16 protein-coding genes are annotated in these 23,616 nt (G+C 64.6%); 10 read left to right on the forward strand and 6 right to left on the reverse strand.

Annotated elements, in window-relative coordinates; translation table 11 throughout:
• Positions 1-70: 70 nt before the first annotated feature.
• The 5 genes from G9C89_RS09645 to G9C89_RS09665 are packed head-to-tail and all read right to left on the reverse strand — an operon-like array spanning position 71 to position 5,369.
• Positions 71-532, reverse strand: coding sequence for a potassium channel family protein (locus G9C89_RS09645; RefSeq protein WP_172147658.1), 462 nt, complete (start codon positions 530-532; stop codon positions 71-73).
• Positions 533-544: 12 nt separating this feature from the next.
• On the reverse strand, positions 545-1,579 hold the full coding sequence (locus tag G9C89_RS09650) for a DUF2955 domain-containing protein (protein WP_172147659.1): 1,035 nt from the start codon (positions 1,577-1,579) through the stop codon (positions 545-547).
• Between the two features lie 8 nt (positions 1,580-1,587).
• Positions 1,588-2,727 (reverse strand): HlyD family secretion protein, encoded by a 1,140-nt coding sequence (locus tag G9C89_RS09655; RefSeq protein WP_172147660.1) that lies wholly within the window; start codon positions 2,725-2,727, stop codon positions 1,588-1,590.
• Complete coding sequence (locus tag G9C89_RS09660; protein ID WP_172147661.1) at positions 2,720-4,258, reverse strand: efflux transporter outer membrane subunit; 1,539 nt, start codon at positions 4,256-4,258, stop codon at positions 2,720-2,722. The genes G9C89_RS09655 and G9C89_RS09660 overlap by 8 nt, the downstream gene beginning before the upstream one ends.
• Positions 4,259-4,265: 7 nt before the next feature.
• Positions 4,266-5,369 (reverse strand): AI-2E family transporter, encoded by a 1,104-nt coding sequence (locus G9C89_RS09665; protein ID WP_172147662.1) that lies wholly within the window; start codon positions 5,367-5,369, stop codon positions 4,266-4,268.
• Between the two features lie 389 nt (positions 5,370-5,758).
• Here G9C89_RS09665 and G9C89_RS09670 point away from each other — a divergent pair, with 389 nt between their 5' ends.
• The 10 genes from G9C89_RS09670 to ppk2 all read left to right on the forward strand — a co-directional run bounded on the left by G9C89_RS09670 (position 5,759) and on the right by ppk2 (position 21,611).
• Positions 5,759-8,059, forward strand: coding sequence for an Orn/Lys/Arg family decarboxylase (locus G9C89_RS09670; RefSeq protein WP_172147663.1), 2,301 nt, complete (start codon positions 5,759-5,761; stop codon positions 8,057-8,059).
• Between the two features lie 38 nt (positions 8,060-8,097).
• Positions 8,098-10,398: an Orn/Lys/Arg family decarboxylase gene (locus tag G9C89_RS09675; RefSeq protein WP_172147664.1), complete on the forward strand. Its 2,301-nt coding sequence runs from the start codon at positions 8,098-8,100 to the stop codon at positions 10,396-10,398.
• A 74-nt stretch (positions 10,399-10,472) separates the two neighbouring features.
• Complete coding sequence (potE, locus tag G9C89_RS09680; RefSeq protein ID WP_172147665.1) at positions 10,473-11,813, forward strand: putrescine-ornithine antiporter; 1,341 nt, start codon at positions 10,473-10,475, stop codon at positions 11,811-11,813.
• A 47-nt stretch (positions 11,814-11,860) separates the two neighbouring features.
• Entirely contained in the window at positions 11,861-12,766 is a 906-nt protein-coding gene (locus tag G9C89_RS09685) for an amino acid ABC transporter substrate-binding protein (protein ID WP_172147666.1), read from the forward strand.
• Between the two features lie 111 nt (positions 12,767-12,877).
• A complete protein-coding gene (locus tag G9C89_RS09690) occupies positions 12,878-13,543 on the forward strand; it encodes a DUF3313 domain-containing protein (RefSeq protein ID WP_172147667.1) in 666 nt (221 codons plus the stop codon).
• A 224-nt stretch (positions 13,544-13,767) separates the two neighbouring features.
• Complete coding sequence (locus tag G9C89_RS09695) at positions 13,768-14,574, forward strand: bestrophin-like domain (RefSeq protein ID WP_172147668.1); 807 nt, start codon at positions 13,768-13,770, stop codon at positions 14,572-14,574.
• Between the two features lie 276 nt (positions 14,575-14,850).
• Positions 14,851-16,044 (forward strand): efflux RND transporter periplasmic adaptor subunit, encoded by a 1,194-nt coding sequence (locus G9C89_RS09700; protein WP_172147669.1) that lies wholly within the window; start codon positions 14,851-14,853, stop codon positions 16,042-16,044.
• A gap of 1 nt (position 16,045) precedes the next feature.
• Complete coding sequence (locus G9C89_RS09705) at positions 16,046-19,213, forward strand: efflux RND transporter permease subunit (RefSeq protein WP_172147670.1); 3,168 nt, start codon at positions 16,046-16,048, stop codon at positions 19,211-19,213.
• Positions 19,210-20,625, forward strand: a complete 1,416-nt coding sequence (locus tag G9C89_RS09710; RefSeq protein WP_172147671.1) for an efflux transporter outer membrane subunit — start codon at positions 19,210-19,212, stop codon at positions 20,623-20,625. The genes G9C89_RS09705 and G9C89_RS09710 overlap by 4 nt, the downstream gene beginning before the upstream one ends.
• A 161-nt stretch (positions 20,626-20,786) precedes the next feature.
• On the forward strand, positions 20,787-21,611 hold the full coding sequence (gene ppk2 / locus G9C89_RS09715; protein WP_172147672.1) for a polyphosphate kinase 2: 825 nt from the start codon (positions 20,787-20,789) through the stop codon (positions 21,609-21,611).
• A 61-nt stretch (positions 21,612-21,672) separates the two neighbouring features.
• Here ppk2 and G9C89_RS09720 read toward each other — a convergent pair whose 3' ends face one another.
• Entirely contained in the window at positions 21,673-23,418 is a 1,746-nt protein-coding gene (locus G9C89_RS09720) for a SulP family inorganic anion transporter (RefSeq protein ID WP_172147673.1), read from the reverse strand.
• Positions 23,419-23,616: the final 198 nt, after the last annotated feature.

Raw genomic sequence — 23,616 nt, forward strand, 5'->3', positions numbered from 1 at the left:
TCAATGCCTACGTGCCAACACATCGGGGACACCTTTGCTGTCGCCTTTGCTGTTGGCATTGAGGCTTGGTCTAAGGTCGTTCGCTCTGCTTCAGTTCGGCGATGTTGTGCTTGATCACATCCATCACCGCAGCGGTCATCACCGCGGTGGAGACGCCGAACATCAGGATGCCGTTGGCCGCCTCCAGCGGCCCGAGCAGGCGCCAGCGTTCGGACATGACGATATCGCCGTAGCCCAGGGTGGCGAAGTTGACCGCCGAGTAATACAGCGCGCTGGCGAATTCCTCGAACTCGCCGATCAGCACGAACAGCGCGGCCCAGATGATCATCTGGGCGAAATTGCCGAGCAGCATCAGCAGCATCACCATCCCCAGCAGCAGGATATTCAGGGCAAGCGATTTGCGGCTCCGCCCGGCATGCTTGAAACGCTTGTAGTGGCTGGCGTAGTAACGCAGGCACAGGGTCACGAAGATGGCCTCCATGACCAGGCAGAGCAGCATCACGGGCAGGCCGGCCAGCAGGTTGAGCAGCATGGGCGAATCTCCTCAGCAGTCGGGCTGGCGTATCTGGCGACGTTGGCGGTATCGATCCAGCAGGTAGACCATCAGCCAGGCATACAGGCTGATGGCGATGAACAGGCCCATGCGCATGGCGAAGGCACTGTAGACATCCTGGCCGTTGGCACTGTCCTGCACCGACAGGCCAAGCAGGATGATCATGGTCACCAGGCTGTTCAGCCAGAAGCCGGGGCTTTGCCGGGTCGGGCTGAGGCGGTAGAGCTTGCGCGCCAGCAGCAGGCCGAACAGCAGCATCCACAGGAAGAACATCCACAGGTGCACGAACAGGCCGAGGGCCCACCAGAACAGGATGGCCAGCAGGCCGCCGAGCAGGGTCGAGCCGATCAGCTCGTGAGCGGCATTGCGCACCGTGGCCGTGCAACTCTGCTGGCCGAGGCTCACCGCCTTGAGGATGATCGCCATGTAGCCGGCTGGATTGATCAATGCCAGCAGGTAGGCCGGCAGCACCACCAGCGCAGCGCGCAGCGCCACCCAGCCGACCTCCTCTGCGGGCAGGGGCGGTTCGACCGGCAATGCCGGGGCGTCGGCCGGCTCGGGAAACAGCCAGTGGCCGAGGGGCAAGATCAGCACGGCGAGCAGCAGGTTCTGTACCAGGGCATTGATGACCATCAGGGCCAGGGCGAAATCGGCGGTGCCGGCGGCCGAAATCATGGTCAGGCCGATCACCAGGAAGGTCGTGAGCAGGCCGTTGCCACCACTCAGCCCGTGGCGGAAGGCCAGGAACAGGCACAGGCCAACCAGCAGCACGCCGCTGAATGAGGCGTAGCGCAGCAACGGGATCAGCAACAGGCCGCTGCCGGTGGTCAGCATCACCACCAGGGTCAGGCCCAGCGCGGCCTTGAGCGACAGCGGGCGATTGAGTTTGGCGAGCAGGAACAGGGCGAACAGCGGCGCAATGAACGGCAGCGGCAGCCCCAGGCCGAAGCTGACGGCCAGGCACAGTGCGGTGCCGCTGGCCAGGCGCAGCGCACGTTGGGCGCGGGGTTCACGCCGGGTCGGCATGAGCGTACTCAGTAGGCATAGGACAGCCAGCTCATCAGGTAGAGGAACAGGCGACCGAGTGGATTGAGCGGATTGCCCTCGGTGGGGAACGCCATGACGTCGACCTGGCCGCCCACGCGGATGCCGCGCAGCTTGGCCAATTTGCTCACTTCGCCCGGAGCGAACTCGATGATCACCGGGAAGCGCTGCGCCGGGCGCAGCCAGTCGCGGCTGTTCTCCACGTTGGGCAGGGTGCCGGGAGCAGTGCTCTGGCCGACGCTGATGCCGTAGCCGACGCTGCGCACCCGGCCTGCGAACACCTTGCCGGGCAGGGCGTCCAGCACTATGGCTACCGGCGTGTCGGGCTCGAGCCGGCCGAGGTTGTTCTCGGTCATTTCCGCATTGATCCACACGTCCTGGATGGTGATCAGGGTCATCAGCGGATTGCCCGCCGCGGCGAACTGGCCGACATCGGTGCGCAGGTCGGTGATCAGACCGGCCGAACGTGCCCGCACCTGGGTATTGGCGAGATCCAGCTCGGCCTTCTTCAGGGCGGTGGCGGCGCTGCGCAGCAGGGCGTTCTGTTCGTCGCTGCCGCCTTGCTGTTCGCGCGCACGCTGCACTTCGGCGCTGGCCGCGGCGACCTGACTGATGGCTTGCACATGGCTGGCCCGCGACACCTCGAGGCGGCGCAGGGAAATGGTGCCAGGGTCTTCGCGGTACAGCCGCTCGAGGCGCTCGCGGTCCTGCTGCGACTTCAGTTCGTTGGCCTGGGCGGCGCGCAGGGAAGCCTGCGCCGAGTCGATGCCGGCGGTGCTGGCGGCAATCTGCCGGCGGGTCGACTCGAGCTCGGCGCGGGCCCGCTCGACGGCGATCTGGTACTGCTCGGGATCCACCTCGAAGAGCACGTCGCCGGCCTCGACCATCTGATTGTTGCGCGCCAGTACCCGGATCACCCGGCCGGCCACTTCGGCGGCCACCGGCACGACGAAGGCCTGCACCCGTGCCTGTTGCGTGTAGGGGGTGAAGCGGTCGGCCAGCAGGTACCAGAGCAGACTCAGGGCGATCAGCCCGATCACCCACTTCACGCCCTGGTTCACCGGGTCGGCGGGCGGCTTTGGCGCCGGAGTGGGCGGAAGCGGCGGGGCGGGTTGGGCTGCGTCACTCATCTTGGCTGTCCTTGTTTGGCAGCGGGGCATCACCGGCCGATGGCTCATCCAGCAGGTTGCCCCAGTCGGTGCGCTGCTGCATCTGCGCGCGGCTGAGCTGATCGACCCTGGGCTGGGCGCTGTGCCAGCCACCGCCGAGGGCCTTGTACAGGGCGATCAGGTTGCTCACCGCACTGTTGCGCGTCACCAGGTAGTTGTCCTGTTGCACCAGCAACGCACGCTGGGCATCCAGCACGCGCTGGAAGTCGGCGTAGCCTTCGCGGTACTGGGCGCTGGCCAGGGTCAGCGAGCGCTCGGCGGATATCGCCGCCTCGCGCAGGATGCGCTCGCGCTCCAGCGCCTTGCTCAGGCCGCGGGCGGCGTCGTCGGCCTCGCGCGCCGCCTGGCGCACGCTGTCGCGGTAGACCTCGATCAGCTGCTGCAGGCGGGCGTCCTGCACGCGCACGTTATTGTCGATGCGGCCGTAGTCGAACAGGTTCCAGCGCAGGCTGGGACCGCCGACCAGATCCAGGGTATCGGGCGCGCCGTCCAGCGAGCTGGTGGACCAGACGATGCTGCCGAGCAGGCTCAGCGAGGGGTAGAGATCGGTCTTGGCCACGCCGATCAGCGCCGACTGGGCGGCGACATTGAGTTCGGCGGCGCGGATGTCGGGGCGTCGGCGCAGCAGGTCGGCCGGCACATCCTGCAGCACGGCGTGGTCGATCAGCGGGATCAGTCCTTCGCGCTCGACCAGCTCCGGCAACTGGCCGGGAGGGCGGCCGATCAGCACGGCCAGGGCGTTGCGGGTGCGCGCTACCTGATCCTCGAATTCCGGGAGGCTGCTCAGGGTGCCGAGGTACTGGGTCTTGGCCTGTTGCAGATCGAGTTCGTCACTCTCGCCGCTGCGGAACAGGCGCTCGGTGATCTCGAAACTGCGCCGCTGGTGCTCGGCGTTCTCGCGGGCCACGCGCAGACGGGCCTCTGTGGTGCGCAGGGCGTAGTAGGTTTCCGCCACCTGGGCGCGCAGCAGCACCTGCACGTCCTCGTAATTGGCCTCGGCGGCGAAGTAGGCGGCATCGGCCGACTCGATGGCCCGGCTGAAACGGCCCCAGAAATCCAGCTCCCAGCCGATGTCGAAGCCCAGGCTGTGCTGCCAGAATTGACTGTCCTGCGCATTGCGCCCACCGGACTGGTTGCGGTCCAGGTAGAAACTGTCGGCGCTGGCCTGCTGCAGTTGCGGGTAGCGCCCACTCTGGGCAATGCCCAGCTGGGCGCGGGCTTCCATCACCCGCAGGCCGGCAATCTTCAGGCTGGCGTTGTGGGTGTCGGCTTCGCTGATCAGGCGGTCGAGGGCCGGGTCGTCGAACACCAGCCACCACTCGCGGATATCGGGTTGTGCCCCCGGCTGGCTGGCCTGCTCGATGGCCGCACTGCGCCACTGCTCGAGCCAGGCCTCGCCAGGTGGCTGAAAATCCGGCCCCAGGCGCATGCAGCCGCTCAGGCCGAGGGCGCCGAGCAGGAGGAATCGGCCTGGGAGACGTGAAGGCAACATGGCGCAGTCAGGTCTGTTGCTGGCTGTCCGGTCCGCCATCCTTCGGTTGATCCCTGACCCATTGCCAGAACAACTGGTAACCGACCGCCAGCACCACCGGGCCGATGAACAGGCCAATCACACCATTGGTGACCATGCCGCCCAGGGCGCCGATCAGCACCACCGGCATCGGCACATCGACCCCCCGCCCGAGCAGCAGTGGCTTGAGCACGTTATCGGCCAGACCGGCGACGAAGACGTAGATGGCAAAGACGATGGTCGCCGTGCTGGCCCCCTCGGTGGTGAAGACGAAGGCAATCACCGGGATGGTGATCAGGGTCGCCGGCAACTGCATGATGCCGAGCAGCAGCACCGCCAGGGCCAGCAGCCCGGCGCCGGGGATGCCCTTGAGGACGAAGGCGACGCCGATCAGCAGCATCTGGATAAAGGCGATGCCGACCACGCCCTGAGCCACCGCGCGGATGGTGGCGGTGCACAGTTGGGTGATCTGCGGTCCCCTGTCCGGACCGGACAGACGCGTGGCGATCTCCACCGCGCTACGGCTGCCGCCCTCGCCGTAGGCCATGAAGATGCCCGCGATCATCAGGGCGACGATGAACACCAGCAGGCCCATGCCGAGGCCGGCGAGCTTGCCCAGCATTGTGAGCACGAGCTCCTTGATTTGCGGGGTGAACTTCTGCGCCACGCCGGTGAGGTCGGTGGAGGCTTGCAGCCAGAAGGTATACAGCGGCTTACCCACCAGCGGCCAGTCGGCGACCGACTCGGCCGGCGGGCGAATATGGACATTGCCGCTCTTGACCACGGCCAGGGCATTCTCCACCGACTCGGCCAAGGATGAGCCCAGCAGGTAGATGGGCACCATGAGGACGCCGATGGCAATCAGCGCGATCAGCGTCGCGCTGCGGCCGTCGTTGTTGCCCAGCTTGCTCTTGAGCCTTATCTGCAGTGGGTAGAGGGTGACCGCCAGGATCAGCGACCAGAGCATCAGATCGAGGAACGGGCGGAAGACCCGGTAGCAGAAAATCACCAGCACGGCGATCAGGCCGGCACGAATCAGGACATCGAGCAGGCCGCGAGACAGCGCCTTGTCGGAAGTGGGCATGAGCTGCATCGATTTTCTCCTTGTAGACCGCTGCATCGATACCGAGACGGTAAGCCCAGCATAGCCACTCAACCGTAGCGCTGCTCGGGAAGACAGCGAGTCGAGTGGCGGCGCCGGGGCAATGGCCCCTGCAACGGCGTTGCACGATAGAAAACGCCTCTTCCATCAGCAACTCAATCGCGGTTATCACGCAAAAATTTCCAGGTGAATTTTCCTTAGAAATCTTTGATCTAGATCAGGCGTCGAGCATCTTTGCGCTCATGCGACTTGCTGTCCGGTTATCGCCAGCTAGCGTGGAGCAAATCGGGCAGGGGAGCATTAGCAATGCGAATGCGGTTGGCTCCTGCTCTCAGTAGCAGTCTGCAACTGCTGCTATCCCGGATTAGAGGGCAGGATTGATGATCGGACGCACCAATATTCAACTGAAGAAACGCGTGCTGCTGGTCGACGATGACCTCGTCAATCCGCTGAGTGCGCGGGGTCGGGTGCTGAACGACCTGGTGGACGAGTTCCACAACCGTAATACCGCGGTGGTCAAGGCCACCTCCTACGAGGACGGGCTGGCGTCGGTGGTTGCCGATGCGGCGCTGCACTGCATCTGCGTCGACTGGACCCTGGGCAAGAACGACACCGCCAGCCATGCGCTGGCCCTGGAACTGTTGCGCGCCATCCGCCAGCGCCACGAGCACGTGCCGGTGTTCCTGATGGCCGATCGCAGTGCCAAGCAAAGCCTCACGGTCGAAGCCATGGAACTGGCCGACGAATTCGTCTGGATGCTCGAGGACACCGCGCCCTTTGTCGCCGGGCGGGTGATCGCCGCGATCGAGCGCTACCTCGAGAACCTGCTGCCGCCCTTCACCAATGCGCTGATCCGCTACACCATGAAGGAGGAACACTCCTGGGCGGCGCCGGGGCACCAGGGTGGCATCGCCTTCACCAAATCGCCGGTGGGCCGGGTGTTCTTCGACTTCTTCGGCGAAAACCTGTTTCGTGCCGACAGCGGCATCGAGCGCGGCAACCTCGGCTCGGTGCTCGACCACAGCGGCCCGGTCGGCGAGTCGGAGGCCTATGCCGCGCGGATTTTCGGCTCCCATGCCAGCTATGCGGTACTCAACGGCACCTCCGGCTCCAACCGCGCCATCTTCATGGCCTGCGTCGGCGAAAACCAGTTCGCCCTGTGCGACCGCAACTGCCACAAATCCATCGAGCAGGGCCTGGTGCTGAGTGGCGGGCTGCCGCTGTACATGACCCCGACGCGCAACCGCTACGGCATCATCGGACCGATCCTGCCCGAGCAGTTCGATTCGCAGCGCATCGCCGCAGCCATCGCCAGCCATCCGCTGAAGGCCCAGGCCAAGGGTGACCAGGCGGTCTACGCGGTGGTGACCAACTGCACTTACGACGGCATGTGCCTGGACGCCGAACGTGCCGAAGGCCTGCTGGCGCAGAGCAGCGCGCGTATCCACTTCGACGAGGCCTGGTACGGCTATGCGCGCTTCAATCCGCTGTATCGCCGGCGTTTCGCCATGCGCGGCGACCCGGCCGAACACCAGGCCGACGCGCCGACGGTGTTCGCCACCCACTCCACCCACAAGCTGCTGGCGGCGCTGTCGCAGTCCTCGTTCATCCATATCCGCAACGGCCGCAACCCGATCGAGCACAGCCGCTTCAACGAGTCCTTCGTGATCCAGGCCAGTACCTCGCCGCTCTATGCGATGTTCGCCTCCAACGAGGTGGGCGCGGCGATGATGGATGGCAATGGCGGCTACAGCCTGACCCAGGACTCGATTCGCGAGGCGGTGGATTTCCGTCAGGCGCTGGCACGCGTCCATCGCGAGTTCGCCAGTCGCGGCGACTGGTTCTTCCAGCCGTGGAACGCCCCCCGGGTGCGCGACGGCAGTGGCCAGCTGGTCGATTTCGCCGACGCCGACGCCGAGCAGCTGGCGACCGATGCGGTTTGCTGGGAACTCGAGCCGGGCGCCGAATGGCACGGCTTTGCCGGCCTGGAACAGGGCTGGTGCCTGCTCGACCCGATCAAGGTCGGCATCATGGTGCCGGGCATGGGCGCCGACGGTCAGTTGGAGGCGGAGGGGATTCCCGCGCCCGTGCTCGGCGCCTTCCTCTATCGCAACAACATCGTGCCCTCGCGCATCACCGACTTCATGGTGCTGTGCCTGTTCAGCATCGGCGTGACCAAGGGCAAGTGGGGCACGCTGATCAACGTGCTGCTGGCCTTCAAGCGCCACTACGACGCCAACGTGTCGCTGCAACGGGTGTTGCCCGACTTGGTGGCGCAGCACCCCGAGCGCTACCAGGGTATGGGCCTGCGCGACCTCAGCCTGGAGATGTTCGAACACATGCGCAGCAGCCGCATGGATGCCCTGCAGGCCGAGGCCTTTGGCCAGTTGCCGCCGATCGAGATGACCCCGCGCGCCGCCTTCCAGGCCCTGCAGGCCGGCGATGCCGAACTGCTGCCGCTCGATCGGGCGGCCAACCGGGTCACCGGGGTCGGCATCATGCCCTATCCGCCGGGCATTCCGATCGTCATGCCGGGCGAGAACCTGGGTGCGCTGGACGGCCCCTGGCTCAGCTACATCCTGGCGCTGCAGGACTGGGGCAAGCGCTTCCCCGGATTCGAGAAGGAAGTGTCAGGCGCCGAGCACAAGGATGGCGGTTACCACTTCTGGTGCCTCAAGTAAGGCGAGTGCTTCCACCTCCATCACTACAGGAGTCTCTCATGCCTCATTCGGATACCGCGCTGCCCGCGTCCCTGGCACAGCGCTACCCGGTGCTGATCGTCCTCAGCACCCGCGGAGTTGAAGACAGCATCGTCACCCACAGCGCCCAGGCGATTGGCCAGGCGCTGCAGGCGCATGAGATTGAGGTGGAGCTGGTGGGCTCCCTGGCAGATGCGGAAATCGTCTTCCGCGCGGACCCTGCCTACTCCTGCGTGATCCTCGGTTGGGGCCTGTGCGAGCACGACCTGGACAAGGCGCTGCAGGTCATCCGCCTGATCCGTCGGCGTACCGCCCAGCTGCCGATCATGCTGGGCATGAGCCAGGTGCACCAGAGCCGGGTACCCCTGGAGTTCGTCGAGAACGTCGACGGTTTCATCTGGCAGCCGGAAGACAGCCCCGAGTTCATCGCCGGACGCATCGCGGCGGCTGCCAAGCGCTACCTCGACACCATCCTGCCGCCATTCTTCGGTGCCCTGGTCAACTTCGCCGACACCTGCGAGTACTCCTGGCATACCCCCGGCCACACCGGCGGCACCGCCTTCATGAAGACCGCGGTGGGGCGCAGTTTCCTCGATTTCTACGGCGAGCAGATGCTGCGCTCCGACCTCAGCGTGTCGGTCGGCCAGCTCGGTTCGCTGAACGACCACTCCGGCCCGGTAGCCGAGGCGGAGCGCTACGCGGCCCGGGTATTCGGTGCCGACTACTCGTTCTTCTCGGTCGGCGGCAGCTCGGCGAGCAACCAGATGGTCCTGCACTCGGCGGTGACCGACGGCGATGCCGTGCTGGTCGACCGCAATTGCCACAAGTCGCTGAACTATGCGCTGAACATGTCCGGCGCGGTGCCGCTGTACCTGCGCCCGCGGCGCAACGCGCGCGGCCTGATCGGCCCGGTGCCGCACAGCGAGCTGACTCCCGAGGCGGTCGCGCAGAAACTCGCCGACAGCCCGCTGGCGCGCGACAAGCAGGCCCGCCCGGTGCTGGCAGTGCTGACCAACTCGACCTACGACGGCCTCTGCTACAACGTGCAGACCACCACCCGCGAGCTGAGCCGCACGGTCGATCGGATCCACTACGACGAGGCCTGGTACGCCTATGCGCGTTTCAACCCGCTGTACGAGGGGCGCTACGGCATGTACCGCGGCGAGCGGCATGCCGACGACGCCACGGTGACCGTGACCCACTCCACCCACAAGCTGCTCGCGGCCCTGTCGCAGGCCTCGATGATCCACATCCGTTCGGGCAAGGTGCCGGTCAAGCCGGCGCTGTTCAACGAAGCCTTCATGATGCACACCTCCACCTCGCCGCAGTACAGCATCATCGCCTCCACCGATGTATCGACCAAGATGATGGCCGATGCCGGCGAGTACCTCACCGACGAATCGATTGGCGAAGCCATCGCCTTCCGCCAGGCCATGGTGCGCCTGGGCAAGGAAATGCACATGCGCGATGCCAAGGACTGGTGGTTCGGCGTGTGGCAGCCGGACGAGGTCGATGGCGTGCCGTTTGCCGACCTCGACCCGCAGCGCCTTCATCGTGGCGATGCCTGGGTGCTCGAGCCCACGGCCAAATGGCACGGCTTCGGCGACCTGGGTGCCGACTACTGCATGCTCGACCCGATCAAGGTCACGGTGCTGACCCCGGGGCAGACCCTGGAAGGCGAGATGCAAGGCAGCGGCATTCCGGCGCCGCTGGTGTCCTCCTTCCTTTCCAGCCGCGGCATCGTGGTGGAGAAGACCGAGCCCTATTCCATCCTGCTGCTGTTCAGCCTGGGCGTGACCAAGGGCAAGTGGGGTTCGCTGGTGGCCGGCCTGATGGAGTTCAAGAAACACTACGACGGTAACTCGTCGCTGGAACTGGTGATGCCCGACCTGGTGGCCGGCCACGCCGAGCGCTACGCCGGCATGGGCCTGCGCGATCTGGCCGAGGAGATGCACCAGGAGATGCTGGCCTCGCGCCTGCTGCACAACATGGATGCGGCTTTCAGCCTGCTGCCCGACCCGGTGTCCTCGCCGCGCGACACCTACGCCCGGCTGGTCAGGGGCGAGATCGAGCAGATCGCCGTGCGCGACATGCTGGACCGCACCGTCGCCGTGCAGATTGTCCCTTATCCGCCGGGCATCCCGCTGATGATGCCGGGAGAGAAGGCTGGAGCCGACAAGCGCGCCATCGTCGACTACCTGCTGGCGATGGAACTATTCGATGGCCGTTTCCCGGGCTTTGGCCATGACAACCATGGGGTCGAGGTCGAGCGCGACGCCCAGGGTCAACTTACCTACAGGGTCTATGTGGTCAAACAGTAGCGCCTAATCACCCGGGGCGCGCGGTAGTGCGGCGTTCCCAGGGTCATCGCTTCGAGCAGAGCAAGGAGTCTTGTATGGCTGATTCAAGTAAGAAAATGAGCCTGTTCGGGCTGACCACCTTGGTGGCGGTGAACATGATGGGCTCGGGCATCATCATGCTGCCCGCGAACATGGCGCAACTGGGGGCAGTCTCGCTGCTGTCATGGATCATCACCGCGATCGGTTCCATGGCCATCGCCTACTGTTTTGCCCAATGCGGCATCTTCTGCAACCGCTCGGGCGGCATGTCAGCCTACAGCGAGGAGGCGCACGGCAAGTCGGCGTTCTTTCTCTGCTCGTTCCTGTATTTCCTGTCGCTGGCGATCGGCAACGTGGCCATCGGCATTTCCGCGGTGGGCTATCTCACCTCGTTCATCCCCTGGCTGGGCAGCGGCGCCATTCCGCTGTTCGTCGGTACGGTCACCCTGCTTTGGCTGACCACGGTGGCCAACTTCGGCGGCCCGAATATCACCGGCAAGATCGGTTCTGTCACCGTCTGGGGCGTGATCATTCCGGTGGCGGGGCTGAGCGTGATCGGCTGGTTCTGGTTCGATACGAAGGTGTTTGCCGCCGCCTGGAACCCGAACAACATCGCCGTCAGCGACGCCATCACCCAGAGCATCCCGCTGACGTTGTGGGCCTTTCTCGGCATGGAATCGGCGGCGCAGAGCTCGGATGCGGTGGAAGATCCCAAGCGCAACGTACCGCTGGCCTGCCTGTTCGGCACCCTCGGCGCCGCGGTGGTCTATGTGCTGTCGACCACGGTGATCCAGGGCATAGTGCCGAACGCCGAGTTGGCCAACTCCTCGGCACCGTTCGCCTATGTATACGCGCAGATGTTCAACCCGACGGTCGGCAACATCATCATGGTGCTGGCGGTGATGGCCTGCATCGGCTCGCTGCTGGGCTGGCAGTTCACCCTGGCGCAGACCGCCAAGATGACTGCCGACCAGGGCTTGTTCCCCAAGCTGTTCTCCAAGGTCACCGCGGCGAATGCGCCGATCATCGGCATGATCGTCTGTGGCGTGTTGCAGACCCTGCTGGCCCTGTCGACCATCTCGCCCAACGCCAGTGAGCAGTTCAGCAAGCTGGTCAGTCTGGCGGCGGTGACCAACCTGATTCCCTACGTGACTGCGCTCACCGGTCTGCTGGTGATCATGCACAAGGCCAAGGTCAGTTCGGCGGTATATACCCGCAACCTGCTGGTGCTGCTGGTGGCGATGGCCTACTCGTACTACGCCATCTATGCCTCCGGCAAAGATGCGGTGTTCGGCGCCACCATCGTGCTGGCGATCGGTTACCTGCTCTACGGTTTGATTGCCAAGAACTTTGTCGACGAGCGCCCGGCCGTCGCGGCCGCGCCTGCCGAGCGCTAAACGTGGTCTTCCGGATTGCCAAGACATCTGAAAGTAGGGACCAGGATATGAACATGAAGCCACACAAAACCGTAAGTCTGCTGCTCGCGGGTCTGTTCGCGCTGCTGCCGCTGCTGGCCGGCGCCGCTACGCTCGAACGTGTACGCAGCAACAACGCGATTACTCTGGGCTATATACCCGACGTCGCGCCGTTCAGCAGTGAGGAGGGCGGTAAGGTCGGCGGCTATGCCATCGACCTGTGCCTGAAGATCGCAGACGGGGTCAAAACCGGGTTGGGCTTGAGCGATATGCAGGTGCGCTACCAGGCGTTGACTGTTGACGAGGCGGTTGGCGCGATCAGTTCGGGCGCGATCGACATCCTCTGCACGCCGACGCCGCAAACCCTGGAGCGGCGCAAGTCGATCAGCTACTCGCTACCGGTGTACACCGCCGGGCTCTCCGTCGTGGTGCGCAAGGACGCCGCGCCGGGGTTGGTGAACGCACTCAATGGCGAAGCGGTGCACAGCGGGCCGACCTGGCGCGCGACCATCAACCAGGGGTTGGCCAGTCACACCTTTGCCACCGTTGAAGGCGGCGTCACCGAAGACTGGGTGCGCGACAAGCTGCGCAGGCTCGGGGTGATCGCCACCCTGGTCACGGTCGGCAGCCATGAGCAGGGCGTGCAGTTCGTTGCCGAGGGCAAGGCCAGTGCGTTCTTCGCCGAGCGCATGCTGCTGCAGAACTTCCTCGCGAAGAATCAGGCCGCCGAACAGATGATGGTGCTGGATCGCATCTTCGAAATCGCCCCGGTGTCCATGGCCCTGGCGCGCGGTGACGAGGACTTCCGCCTGCTGGTGGACACCGTGTTGAGCGACCTGTACCGGTCAGACGAGTACGAGCCGCTCTACACGAAGTACTTCGGCGAGCCGGGCGAAATGGCCAAGATCCTGACGCATGTCTACGCGCTGCCATAGGGAGAAAAGCCCCTTGTGATCGAGCACGCCTGAACACCGGCCAGATGCCGCCATCCGCATCCTTGGCGGCTGCATGAGCCTGACGTAACTGCCCCCTACAGGAGCCACCCCATGAAGCGTTCCAGTATTGCCGTCACTGGGCTGTTGTTTTCCGCACTGCTGCTCGCGGGCTGCGCGTCGAAAGTCACCGAGCCTGCGCAGTACTCAGGCTTTCTCGCCGATTACTCGCAGCTGCAACCTGCCACGTCCGCCACCGGGCAACCGGTCATGCGCTGGATAGCGCCCGGCGTCAAGCTGGACAGCTATAAGCACGTGATTGTGCAGGAAATCGGCTTCTATCCCACCCCAAGTCCATCCGCGCAGATCGGCGCGCCGGCTCTGAATCAGTTGCAGACCTACACCTCAGAACAGGTCAAGGCCGCCTTTGGCCGGCGCTTCCAGGTTCATGAGGAGGGGACGAAGCCCGGCCCGCAAACCCTGATCCTGCGTGCCGCCATTACCGGTGTGGAGACCGAGGCCGAAGGGCTCAAGCCCTACGAGGTGATCCCCATCGCACTGGTCGTGGCCGCCACCACCAGCGCCACCGGCGCGCGCGACCGCACCACCGAGCTGTTCGTCGAGGCCGAACTGCGCGATGCCAGCACCGGCCAGCCGGTGCTGCAGGTGGTGCGCAAGGGCTATGGCAAGGAACTGGAGAACAAGGAGGAACAGGTCACCCTGGCCACCCTCAAGGGCGTGATCGACGGCATCGTGCGCGATATCGAAAAGTTCGAGTAGCGCCGGCAGGGCCGCGCATGCATGACGATCATGACAGGGGATGGGTTCCTGGCGTGATCGTCAGCCGGCTTCTCGCCGAGAGGATCAGTGAGTCGCAGATCCCGCGGTCGGAAAAAGCGCGGCAATGAGCCGCCAGGCTCCTTCGAGCCTGGGAGCGCTGGGCGTTCGTTGCAAGAACAGGATAGGGCCAGGCCGAGGCGGAAAAACATGGGGAGTCAGAGTCCGTGATCGTTGGTTTTTTCGTGGTAACGGTTCTCCTGATGGTAGTAGCGATCGAGGCGGGGTATCGGCTTGGATTTGCCGTGCACAGGCGCTCCGATGAAGAAAAGGAATCGTCGGCTTCGGCGATTGCCGGCGCCACCATGGGCTTGCTGGCGTTCATCCTGGCGTTCACCTTCGCGATCGTCGCCGACCGCTACGACACGCGTAAAGCACTGGTGCGCGAGGACGCCGGCTCGATTCGCACCGCCTTTCTGCGCTCCGATTTTCTTCCGCAGGATGATCGTGAGAAAGCAGCAGGCCTGTTGGCCGAATACGTGGATTGGCGTCTGCAGGCGGCCCAGGCCGCCGGTCTCGAGCAAACCCGCAAGGCCGTGGCCGAGTCGGAACAGGTGCAACGGCAGCTCTGGGCAATGGCGGTGAAGAATGCCCGCCTGGACATGAACTCGGATGTTGCCGCCCTCTACATCGAATCGCTGAACGAACTGATCAATGTGCATGCGCTACGGGTGACCATCGGCATAGAAACGCGGCTTCCCGATGAAATATGGCTGGTTCTGTTTGCGTTGCTGGTTCTGACCATGCTCGGGTTCGGCTACCAGATGGCCATTGCCGGTTCCGGGCGCTCATGGGCAATCCCGTTGCTGGCGCTTTCGTTCTCCGTGGTGCTGACCCTGATCGCGTTGCTCGATAGCCCGGAAAGCGGTTATTTCAGAGCTTCTCAACAGCCGCTGTTGGTGCTGCGCGAGGAGCTTGCGACAGCCGGCGAAAACCTTCGGCGGAGCCAGACTATTCCAAAAGGAGATAACTGACTGTGGCGAAAGGCCAGGCCTTGACCATACTGATTTTTACCAGGACTGCGCGGCTGTTCGCGGCGGCAGGGGATCGCCGCCACTGCTCGATACTGCCGCACAGGTTCTGTGCTGACGCCTGCAATCGCTTGTCGCGAAAGATGTCCTTTAGCGTTTTCTTAATCCTTGATTGGCAAACGGAGACCATCAGCAAGTTCTCACGGACGAGCCAGGGCTGGCTTGCCTCGTGACCCGTGTGACTGAGCCGTGCCAGGTCTATTGTTGAGGGGAAGCACCGTGTCGAAAAAAATCAATCAACGTCTGCTTCTTGGCATGGCGTTCGCCGTTGTGCATATGCTGCTCAGTGGCTGCGACAGCAAGGAAGCACCACCACCAGCCTTGCTGGACATTCCCTTCGTTACCGTTGCCGCTCAGGACGTGAACATTCCTCTGGATGTGATCGGTGAGACCATCGGCTCCACCGATGTGACCATCCGCGCCAGGGTCGATGGCTTCCTCGACGGGATTCATTTCAAGGAAGGTACCTTCGTCGACAAGGGGGCTCTGCTCTATACCATCGACCCGCAACCCTTCCAGGCCAAGGTCGCCCAGGCCCAGGCGATGCTGGCGCAGGCCGGGACCAGCCTGGTCAAGACCAAGTCGGATCTGAACCGCATCCGGCCGTTGGCCGAGATCAACGCCGTCAGCAAGCTGGATCTGGATGCCGCCGTTGCCAACCATGATGCGGCGAAGAGTTACGTGGAGGCGGCCAGAGCCCAGGTCGAACTGGCGCAGATCGAGCTGGGTTACACCCGGATCCATGCGCCCGAGCGCGGCCTGATCGGGTTGTCGGAGGCCGAGATCGGCGATTTTGTCAGTCAGCGCAACAACGGCGGGCTGCTCAACGTGATATCGCGCACCGACCCCATTGCGGTGCGGGTTTCCATCACCGAGCGCGGCTATCTGAACGCGGCGCGGCGGCTGGCCGACCAGCAACAGGGCAACCGCCCCGCCAATGGCGGCCTCGACAACATGGGCAAGCTTCCGCTGACGCTGATCCTGGCCGATGGCAGCCTCTACGAACACCGCGGGGTGCCCACCAAGGTCGACCGCAATATCGATCCCACCACCGGTTCGCTGACCATCGAGGCCGAATTTCCCAATCGCGAGGGCTTGTTGCGCCCGGGCATGTTCGCGCGCATCCGCTTCGATGCCGCCGAGCTCAAGGGCGCGATTGTGCTGCCGCAACGGGCGGTCAGCGAATTGCAGTCCGCCTACCGGGTGTTCGTCGTCAAGCCGGATGACACGGTGGAGGTGCGCCAGGTGCAGGTGGGGCAGCGGCTCGGCAGCGGCTGGGTGATCGAGTCCGGCCTGCAGCCGGGCGAGCGAGTCGCGGTGGCGGGGTTGCTGCGCCTGCGCCCAGGCATGACCGTCAGCCCGCGGCCAGCCGAGGCCAACGAGTTGCCACCGACTGCGGCGAAGGGAGCCTGACATGGGTGAGTTCTTCGTCCGTCGTCCCATCTTCGCGATGGTGATTTCGATCATCATCATCATTGCCGGCCTGGTCGCCATGGCGAGCTTGCCGATTGCCCAGTATCCGGATATCACGCCACCCGAGATCAAGGTGGAGGGCACCTACGACGGCGCCAATGCGGTGAACGTCGAGCAGTCGGTCGCCACCCCCCTGGAGCAGAAGGTCAACGGCGTCGAGAACATGCTCTACATGAAGTCGACCAACGCCGGTAACGGGCAGATGACCCTGTCGGTGGCCTTCGAAGTCGGCTCCGATCTCGACATCTCCAACGTGCTGGTGCAGAACCGCGTGTCCGAGGGTTCCGCGCAATTACCGGAGGAGGTCAAGCGCAAGGGGGTCAAGGTCAAGAAGGCGCTGGCGTTCCCGTTGATGCTGGTGACCCTGCGCTCGCCCAACGGCACCTTCGATGCGGATTTTCTCACCAACTACATGTCGATCAACGTGCTCGACGAGATCGCTCGCATTCAGGGGGTTGGCCAGGTCACCATCTTCGGTGGCGCCGACTACGCCATGCGCATCTGGATCAAGCCCGACCAGCTCAGCCGCCTGTCGCTCACCGTGCCGGACATCGTCAACGCCGTGCAGCAGCAGAACGTGCTGACCCCGGCGGGCAAGCTCGGTGGCCCGCCGGCGGCGGCCGGCACCGAGTTCGCCTATGCCGTGCAGACCCGCGGCCGCCTGGAGACGCCGGAACAGTTCGGCGAGGTGGTGGTGCGCTCGAACCCCGACGGTTCGCAGGTGCTGTTGCGTGACGTGGCCCGCATCGAACTGGGCGCCGAGACCTACAACCAGATCGGTGCCTTCGATGCCAAGCCGGCCGCCGTGCTGGCGGTCTACCAGCTGCCCGATGCCAACGGCCTGCAAGTCGCGGAGAACATCCGCGGCGCGATGGAACGGATGAAGGAACGCTTCCCCGAGGACATCGAGTACGTGATCTCGCTGGACACCACCAAGCCGGTTTCTGCCGGCATCGAGGAGATCGTCCATACGCTGTTCGAGGCCACCGCCATCGTGACCCTGGTGGTGTTCATTTTCCTGCAGAACTTCCGCGCCACCCTGATCCCCACCCTGGCGGTGCCGGTGGCGCTGATCGGCACCTTCGCGGTGTTCCCGCTGCTCGGCTTCTCGATCAACACCTTCTCGCTGCTCGGCCTGGTATTGGCCATCGGCATCGTGGTGGACGATGCCATCGTGGTGGTGGAGGGCGTTTCGGAGAAGATGGAACGGGGCATGGAGCGGCGCCAGGCCACCGTCGAGACGATGAAGGAGGTCAGCGGCCCGGTGATCGCCACGGCGCTTTCGCTGATTGCGGTGTTCGTGCCGGTGGCCGCGATGGGGGGCATCACCGGTCGGCTCTACCAACAGTTCGCCATCACCATCGCCATTTCGGTGAGTATCTCGGCGATCGTTGCGCTGTCACTGAGCCCGGCGCTGTGCAGCACACTGTTACAGCCGCACGTTCACGGCAAGAAAGGCCGTCTTGCACGCTTCTTCGACGGCTTCAACCGGATGCTGGACGGGGTGACGGATAAATACGTCGGGGTTACCAGCCGCTTCACCCATCGCCCGTTGCGTGCGCTGGCCGTGCTCGGCGTGCTGGTGCTGGCGCTGCTGTTGCTGTTCCGCACCGTTCCCGGCGGCTTCGTGCCGGAGGAAGATCAGGCCTACCTGATGGCCAACCTGCAACTGCCGGACGCCGCCTCGCTGGAGCGAACCCACGCCGCGGCCGCCAAGGTCGAGGCCATCCTCGCGGCCGATTCGGCCATCGAGTCCTTCACCACCGTGACCGGCTACAGCTTCCTCTCGGGCGCTTCGTCCACCAACAACGCGTTCTTCTTCATCCAGCTCAAGGACTGGGACGAACGGCCCGCGGCCGCGGATCAGGCGACCCAGGTTGCCCATCGGCTCAGCGCCAAGCTGGCCGCGATCAATGAAGGCATCGCCATTGCCTTCGGGCCACCGGCGATTCCGGGTCTCGGTACCGGTTCCGGCTTCTCGATAATGCTGCAGGACCGGGTCGGCAACAGCCCCGATTACCTGGCTGAACAGACCGATGCATTCATCCAGGCGGCCGCCAAGCGCCCGGAGATTGCCGGCCTCTACACCACCTATCGGGCAACGGTGCCGCAGATCTTCCTGGACGTGGATACCCAGAAAACCATGAAGCTCGGCGTCGAACCGGCGGATGTGAACCAGACCCTGGGCGCCTTCCTCGGCGGGGCCTATGTCAACGACTTCAACCGCTTCGGCCGGCTGTACAAGGTCTATGTGCAAGCGGAGACCGACTACCGCAAGGATCTCGCCGACGCCTCGCTGTTCTATGTGCGCAACGGTTCCGGCGAGATGGTGCCGATGAACACCCTGCTCACCGACGAGTCCACCAACGGCCCCGAGTTCACCTACCGCTTCAACATGTTCCGCGCCGCCGAAGTAACCGGACGTCCGGCGCCGGGCTACAGCTCGTCCCAGGCCCTCAAGGCGCTGGAGGAGGTGGCGGCGCAGGTGCTGCCCAGCGACATGTCCTACGCCTGGAACGCCATGTCGTACCAGGAGAAGGCCGCCGAAGGCTCCGGCAGCATCGTCTTCGTCATGGCCCTGGTGTTCGTCTTCCTGATTCTCGCCGCCCAGTACGAGAGCTGGTCCCTGCCGTTCGGCGTGCTGTTCGGCACGCCCATTGCCATCTTCGGCGCCATGTTCGGCCTCTGGCTGGCGCGCTTCTTCAGCTCCAGCTACGAGAACAACGTGTTCGCGCAGATCGGCCTGGTGATGCTGATCGGCCTGGCGGCGAAGAACGCCATCCTCATCGTCGAGTTTGCCCGCGCGGAGACCGCACGCGGCAAGGGCCCGGTCGAGGCGGCGCTGGAGGCGGCGCGGCGGCGCTTCCGGCCGATCCTGATGACCTCGCTGGCCTTCATTCTCGGCGTGATCCCGCTGATTCTCGCCAGTGGCGCCGGTGCCGAGGCACGCAAGATCATGGGCATGACCTCCTTCGCCGGCATGCTGGTGGCTACCTTGGTGGGGGTGGTGCTGGTGCCGGGTCTTTACGTGATCGTGGAGCGTTATCTCACCGCCAAGAAGAAACCGGCGGCACCTGCCGCGCCGGCCAGCGAGGAGGCCAAGCCATGAAGGGATTCGCCAGGCGGCCGCTGCTGACGGCCATGCTGCTATCCGGGCTGCTGGCGGTCGGCGGCTGCATGGTCGGCCCCGACTATCAGCGTCCGTCACTCGATGTGCCGAGCGCCTACAAGGAACCGGCCGCGACCGATCCGGCGTTCGCCAACCTCGACTGGTGGGAGCTGTTCGCCGACCAAACGCTCGATGCGCTGATCGAGGAAGCGTTGGCCAACAACCGCGATCTCGGGGTGGCAATCTCGCGCATCGAGGAGGCTGCAGCGATCCTGCGCATCGAACGGGCCAACCAGTATCCGTTCATCGACGCCGCGGCCGGGGCGGGTCGGTCATCGCCGAGCCGCAACATCCTGGCCACGGCCGAGACCGCAAGCAGCTATTACTTCAACGGCGCAGCCTCCTTCGAGGTGGACCTGTGGGGCAAGTTGCGGCGCTCGACGGAGGCGGCACGGGCGGAGCTGCTGAGCACCGAAGCAAGCGCGCGCAACGTGACCATTTCGTTGATTGCCTCGGTGGCCACCACCTATTTCCAGTTGCTGGATCTGGACGACCGGCTGCGCATCTCCGTGCGCACTCTGCAGTCGCGTGAAGATGCGCTGGGGATCATCAAGGAGCGTTACGCCAAAGGCACGGTGCCGGAGCTGGACGTCAACCAGGCCGAGATCGAGGCCGCCGATGCCCAAGCCTCGGTGGCGGTATTCGAGCGGGCGGTACGCCAGAGCGAAAATGCCCTGAGCGTACTGGTGGGCTCGCGTCCGCGGGTCATTGAGCGCGGTGAGGAACTGGCCCGGCAGACCTTGCCTGTCGAGGTTCCGGCAGGCCTGCCGCTGAGCCTGCTGGAGCGGCGGCCGGACATCGTGACTGCCGAGCAGCAACTGGCCGCCGAGACCGCGCGCATTGGCGTGGCCCGCGCCCAGCGTTTGCCATCCCTGTCCCTGACCGCCAGCTTCGGCTATGCGAGCCGCGATCTGAGCGACCTGGTCGAGGGCGATAGCGAAAGCTGGGACGTATTCGGCGACATCCTCGCGCCCATCTTCAACGCGGGGCAGCTGAAATCAGTGGAGGAGGCGCAACGCCAGCGTGCCGAGCAGGCGCGTCTGGGCTACGAACAGGCGGTGCTCAATGGGTTGCGTGACGTGGACGATTCGCTGACCGGCTTGCGCACTTCGCGTGCCGAGTACACCGCCCGGCAGCGCCAGCTCGAGGCGGCGCGTACGGCGGCGCGGCTGTCGCGCGCGCGCTATGACGGTGGCTTGGTCAGCTACCTGGAGGTGCTGGACTCTGACCGCAGCCTGTTCCAGGCGGAACTCCTCGAGTCGCAGACGCGCCAGCAACAGCTGAGTGCAGTGGTTGGCCTGTACCGGGCGCTGGGTGGCGGTTGGCCGGCTCAGGCGGCTCAGGCCCAGTAAAGTCGTGGGCGGGCGCGCGCCAGCTGATGCGGTTGAGAGGCGTTGCCACGGCACGGCATGCGTCGCCTGACCCAGGCATAGCGGTGTTTATGTTGGAGCGTGGGAACTGCAGGCCGTCCTATCAGTAGTTTGCGTATTAATGAGTTGAAGGAGCTTCGCAAATGGCCAAAAAAAAGAACAAGGCAGCGGTGGATCTACCGGCTGACGGGGAACGCCTGCACAGGAAGGAATACGAAGAGGCGCTGAAGCAGCTTCATGTCGAGTTGGTCAAGTTGCAGCAGTGGGTGGTGGCCAAGGGCTTGAAGGTGTGCGTCGTCTTTGAGGGGCGCGATGGTGCGGGCAAGGGTGGGACGATCAAGGCGCTCACCGAGCGGGTCAGTCCGCGGGTGTTTCGTGTGGTGGCCCTGCCGGCGCCCACCGACCGGGAAAAGACCCAGATGTATGGACAGCGCTATCTCGTCCATATGCCGGCGGCCGGCGAAGTGGTGATCTTCGATCGCAGTTGGTACAACCGTGCGGGCGTCGATCGGGTCATGGGGTTTTGCACCGAGGAGGAGTCTCGAAAGTTCCTCAGCATAGCGCCGCTGTTCGAGAAGATGATGATCGAGTCGGGGATCATTCTGATCAAGTATTGGCTCGAGGTGAGCGCCGAGGAACAACAACGTCGGCTGGAGGACCGGATCAACGACGGCCGCAAGATCTGGAAGCTGTCGCCCATGGATCTGAAGTCATTCAGCCGCTGGGACGAATACACTCGCGCCCGCGACGAAATGTTCGTGGCCACCGACACCTCCTGGGCTCCCTGGTTCATGGCGCGCTCCGAGGAAAAGCGGCGGGTGCGTCTGAATATCATCAGCCACCTGCTCCAGCAGATTCCCTACGAGGATCTGACTCGACAAGAGCCCGTCAAACTGCCAAAACGCTCCCGGATCGGCCGTTACAAGGCTGTTTCCTACCCCTTCAAGATGGTGGAGGAGCGCTACTGAATCGACGGCCAATGGGCTTGATTGGCCACGAAGGTCTCGGGGTTTGCTGACGATCTGCCGCTCAGGGCGTCCAGTCCACGGCATGATCGTCGAGGTAGTCATCCACGGCGGCGCCCACGGTAGGCTGGAAGATGTTTTCGCCGAACACTTCCAGCAGTCCGAAGCGGCTGAACTTGTCCTTGACCGGGTCCTTCATTTCCGCGAAATGCAGCTCGATGCCGCGCGCGCGCAAGGTTTCGCACAGCTCGCCGAGCATGTCCGCAGAGGTGACGTCGATGCTGGTGACCGGCTCAGCGGTTACCACCAGCCGGCGTACCGGCGTCGGCGACTCCTCGATGGCCTGCAGTATGCATTCCCTGAACAACTCGGCATTGGCGAAGAACAGCGGCGCGTCCCAGCGGAACAGCACCAGGCCGGGCACCCGACGGGCTTCTGGATAGCGCTTCAAATCGTGATAGCCGCGCAGGCCATTGACGCGGCCGAGAATGGCGAAGTGCGGGCGCCAGCCGTCCCACAGGTACTCGATCACGGCGATTGCCACCGCCAGGCAAATGCCGGGGATGGCGCCGAAGACGGCGACCCCGGCAAAGCAGGCCATCGACAGCCAGAACTCCCAGCGCTGGATGCGGTAAATCCGCTTCAGGTCGATGAACTCGAACAGGCCAATGACCGCCGCGATCACCACTGCGGCCAGCGCGCTGTTGGGCAGGTAGCGCATCAGGGATGGCGCGACCAGCAACAGTGCCGCTACCGCCAGGGCGCCGACCACCCCGGTCACCTGGGTCTTGGAGCCAGCCGCCTCGGCTACCGGGGTGCGCGAGGAGCTGCTGCTGATGGGGAAGCCCTGGAACAGTCCGGCGGCCAGGTTGGCGGCGCCCAGGCCAATCATTTCCTGGTTGGGGTCGACCTGGGTTTGGGTGCGTGCGGCATAGGTGCGCGACAGCACGCTGGTATCGGCGAAGGACACCACGGCGACGGCGCAGCCACCGAGCACCACGGTGGCGATGTCGACGCCGCTGAGCCAGGGCAGGGTGAAGGTTGGCAGGCCCTGCGGCAGATCGCCCAGCACCTTGACGCCCTGGCTGCCCAGATCGAAGAAGCTGACCGCCAGGGTCGCCAGGATCACCACGATGAGAATGCTCGGCAGCCGCTCGAAGCGCTTGAACAGCAGGATCAGCGCCAGGCTGCCGCCACCCACGGCGAAGCCATACCAGTTGGCCTCGCCGGCCAGGATAGCCTGGCCCAGGGCCCAGAGATCACGCAAGGGGCCTTCGCCGTCGATGGAGATGCCGAACAGCTTGGGCAGTTGACTGGTGAGAACGGCCAGGGCGATACCGTTCATGTAGCCGTAGCGGATCGGCTTGGACAGCAGCTCGGTGATGAAGCCCAGGCGCAGCAGGCCGGCGAGGATGCATACCAGCCCGGAAACCACCGCCATCATGCTGGCCAGGGTGATGGCGCGCATCGGATCGCCGCCGGAAAGCGGCAGCACCACGGCGAGGATCAGCGCGGCGAGCGACGAGTCCGGGCCGAGCACCAGAATGCGGCTGGGGCCGAACAGGGCGTAGGCCAGCAGCGGAACGATGGTGGCATACAGGCCGTAGATGCCCGGCACGCCGGAGGCCTCGGCATAGGCAATGCCGACTGGCACCAGCATCGAGGTGAGCACCAGACCGGCAGCCAGGTCCTTGGGCAGCCAGTCGAGGCGGTATCGCTTGAGCATCAGCAAGCCCGGTAGCCAGCGTAGCCAGGAGGATGCGGTTTCAGGGCTGGGCGGGCTGTCGGGTAGTGACGATTCTGGTGGCATGGCTAATCGTCCTTGCCGGAGGCGAATGGCTGGCTCAGAAGGCTGGGCTGCTGGGATCTAGAAGAAGGCTAGGTCAAGAGTCGGCTACATGCCTTAGCAGGCTGTTGAAAAACTACTGCGCTCGACTATGAGTGCCGCGTTGCAACGCAGCGACACGAGTCAGTCTCGGCAAGCCGCTTGCGGCTAACTCGCTTTAGC

Source organism: Pseudomonas tumuqii, from assembly GCF_013184545.1.
Taxonomy (GTDB): domain Bacteria; phylum Pseudomonadota; class Gammaproteobacteria; order Pseudomonadales; family Pseudomonadaceae; genus Aquipseudomonas; species Aquipseudomonas tumuqii.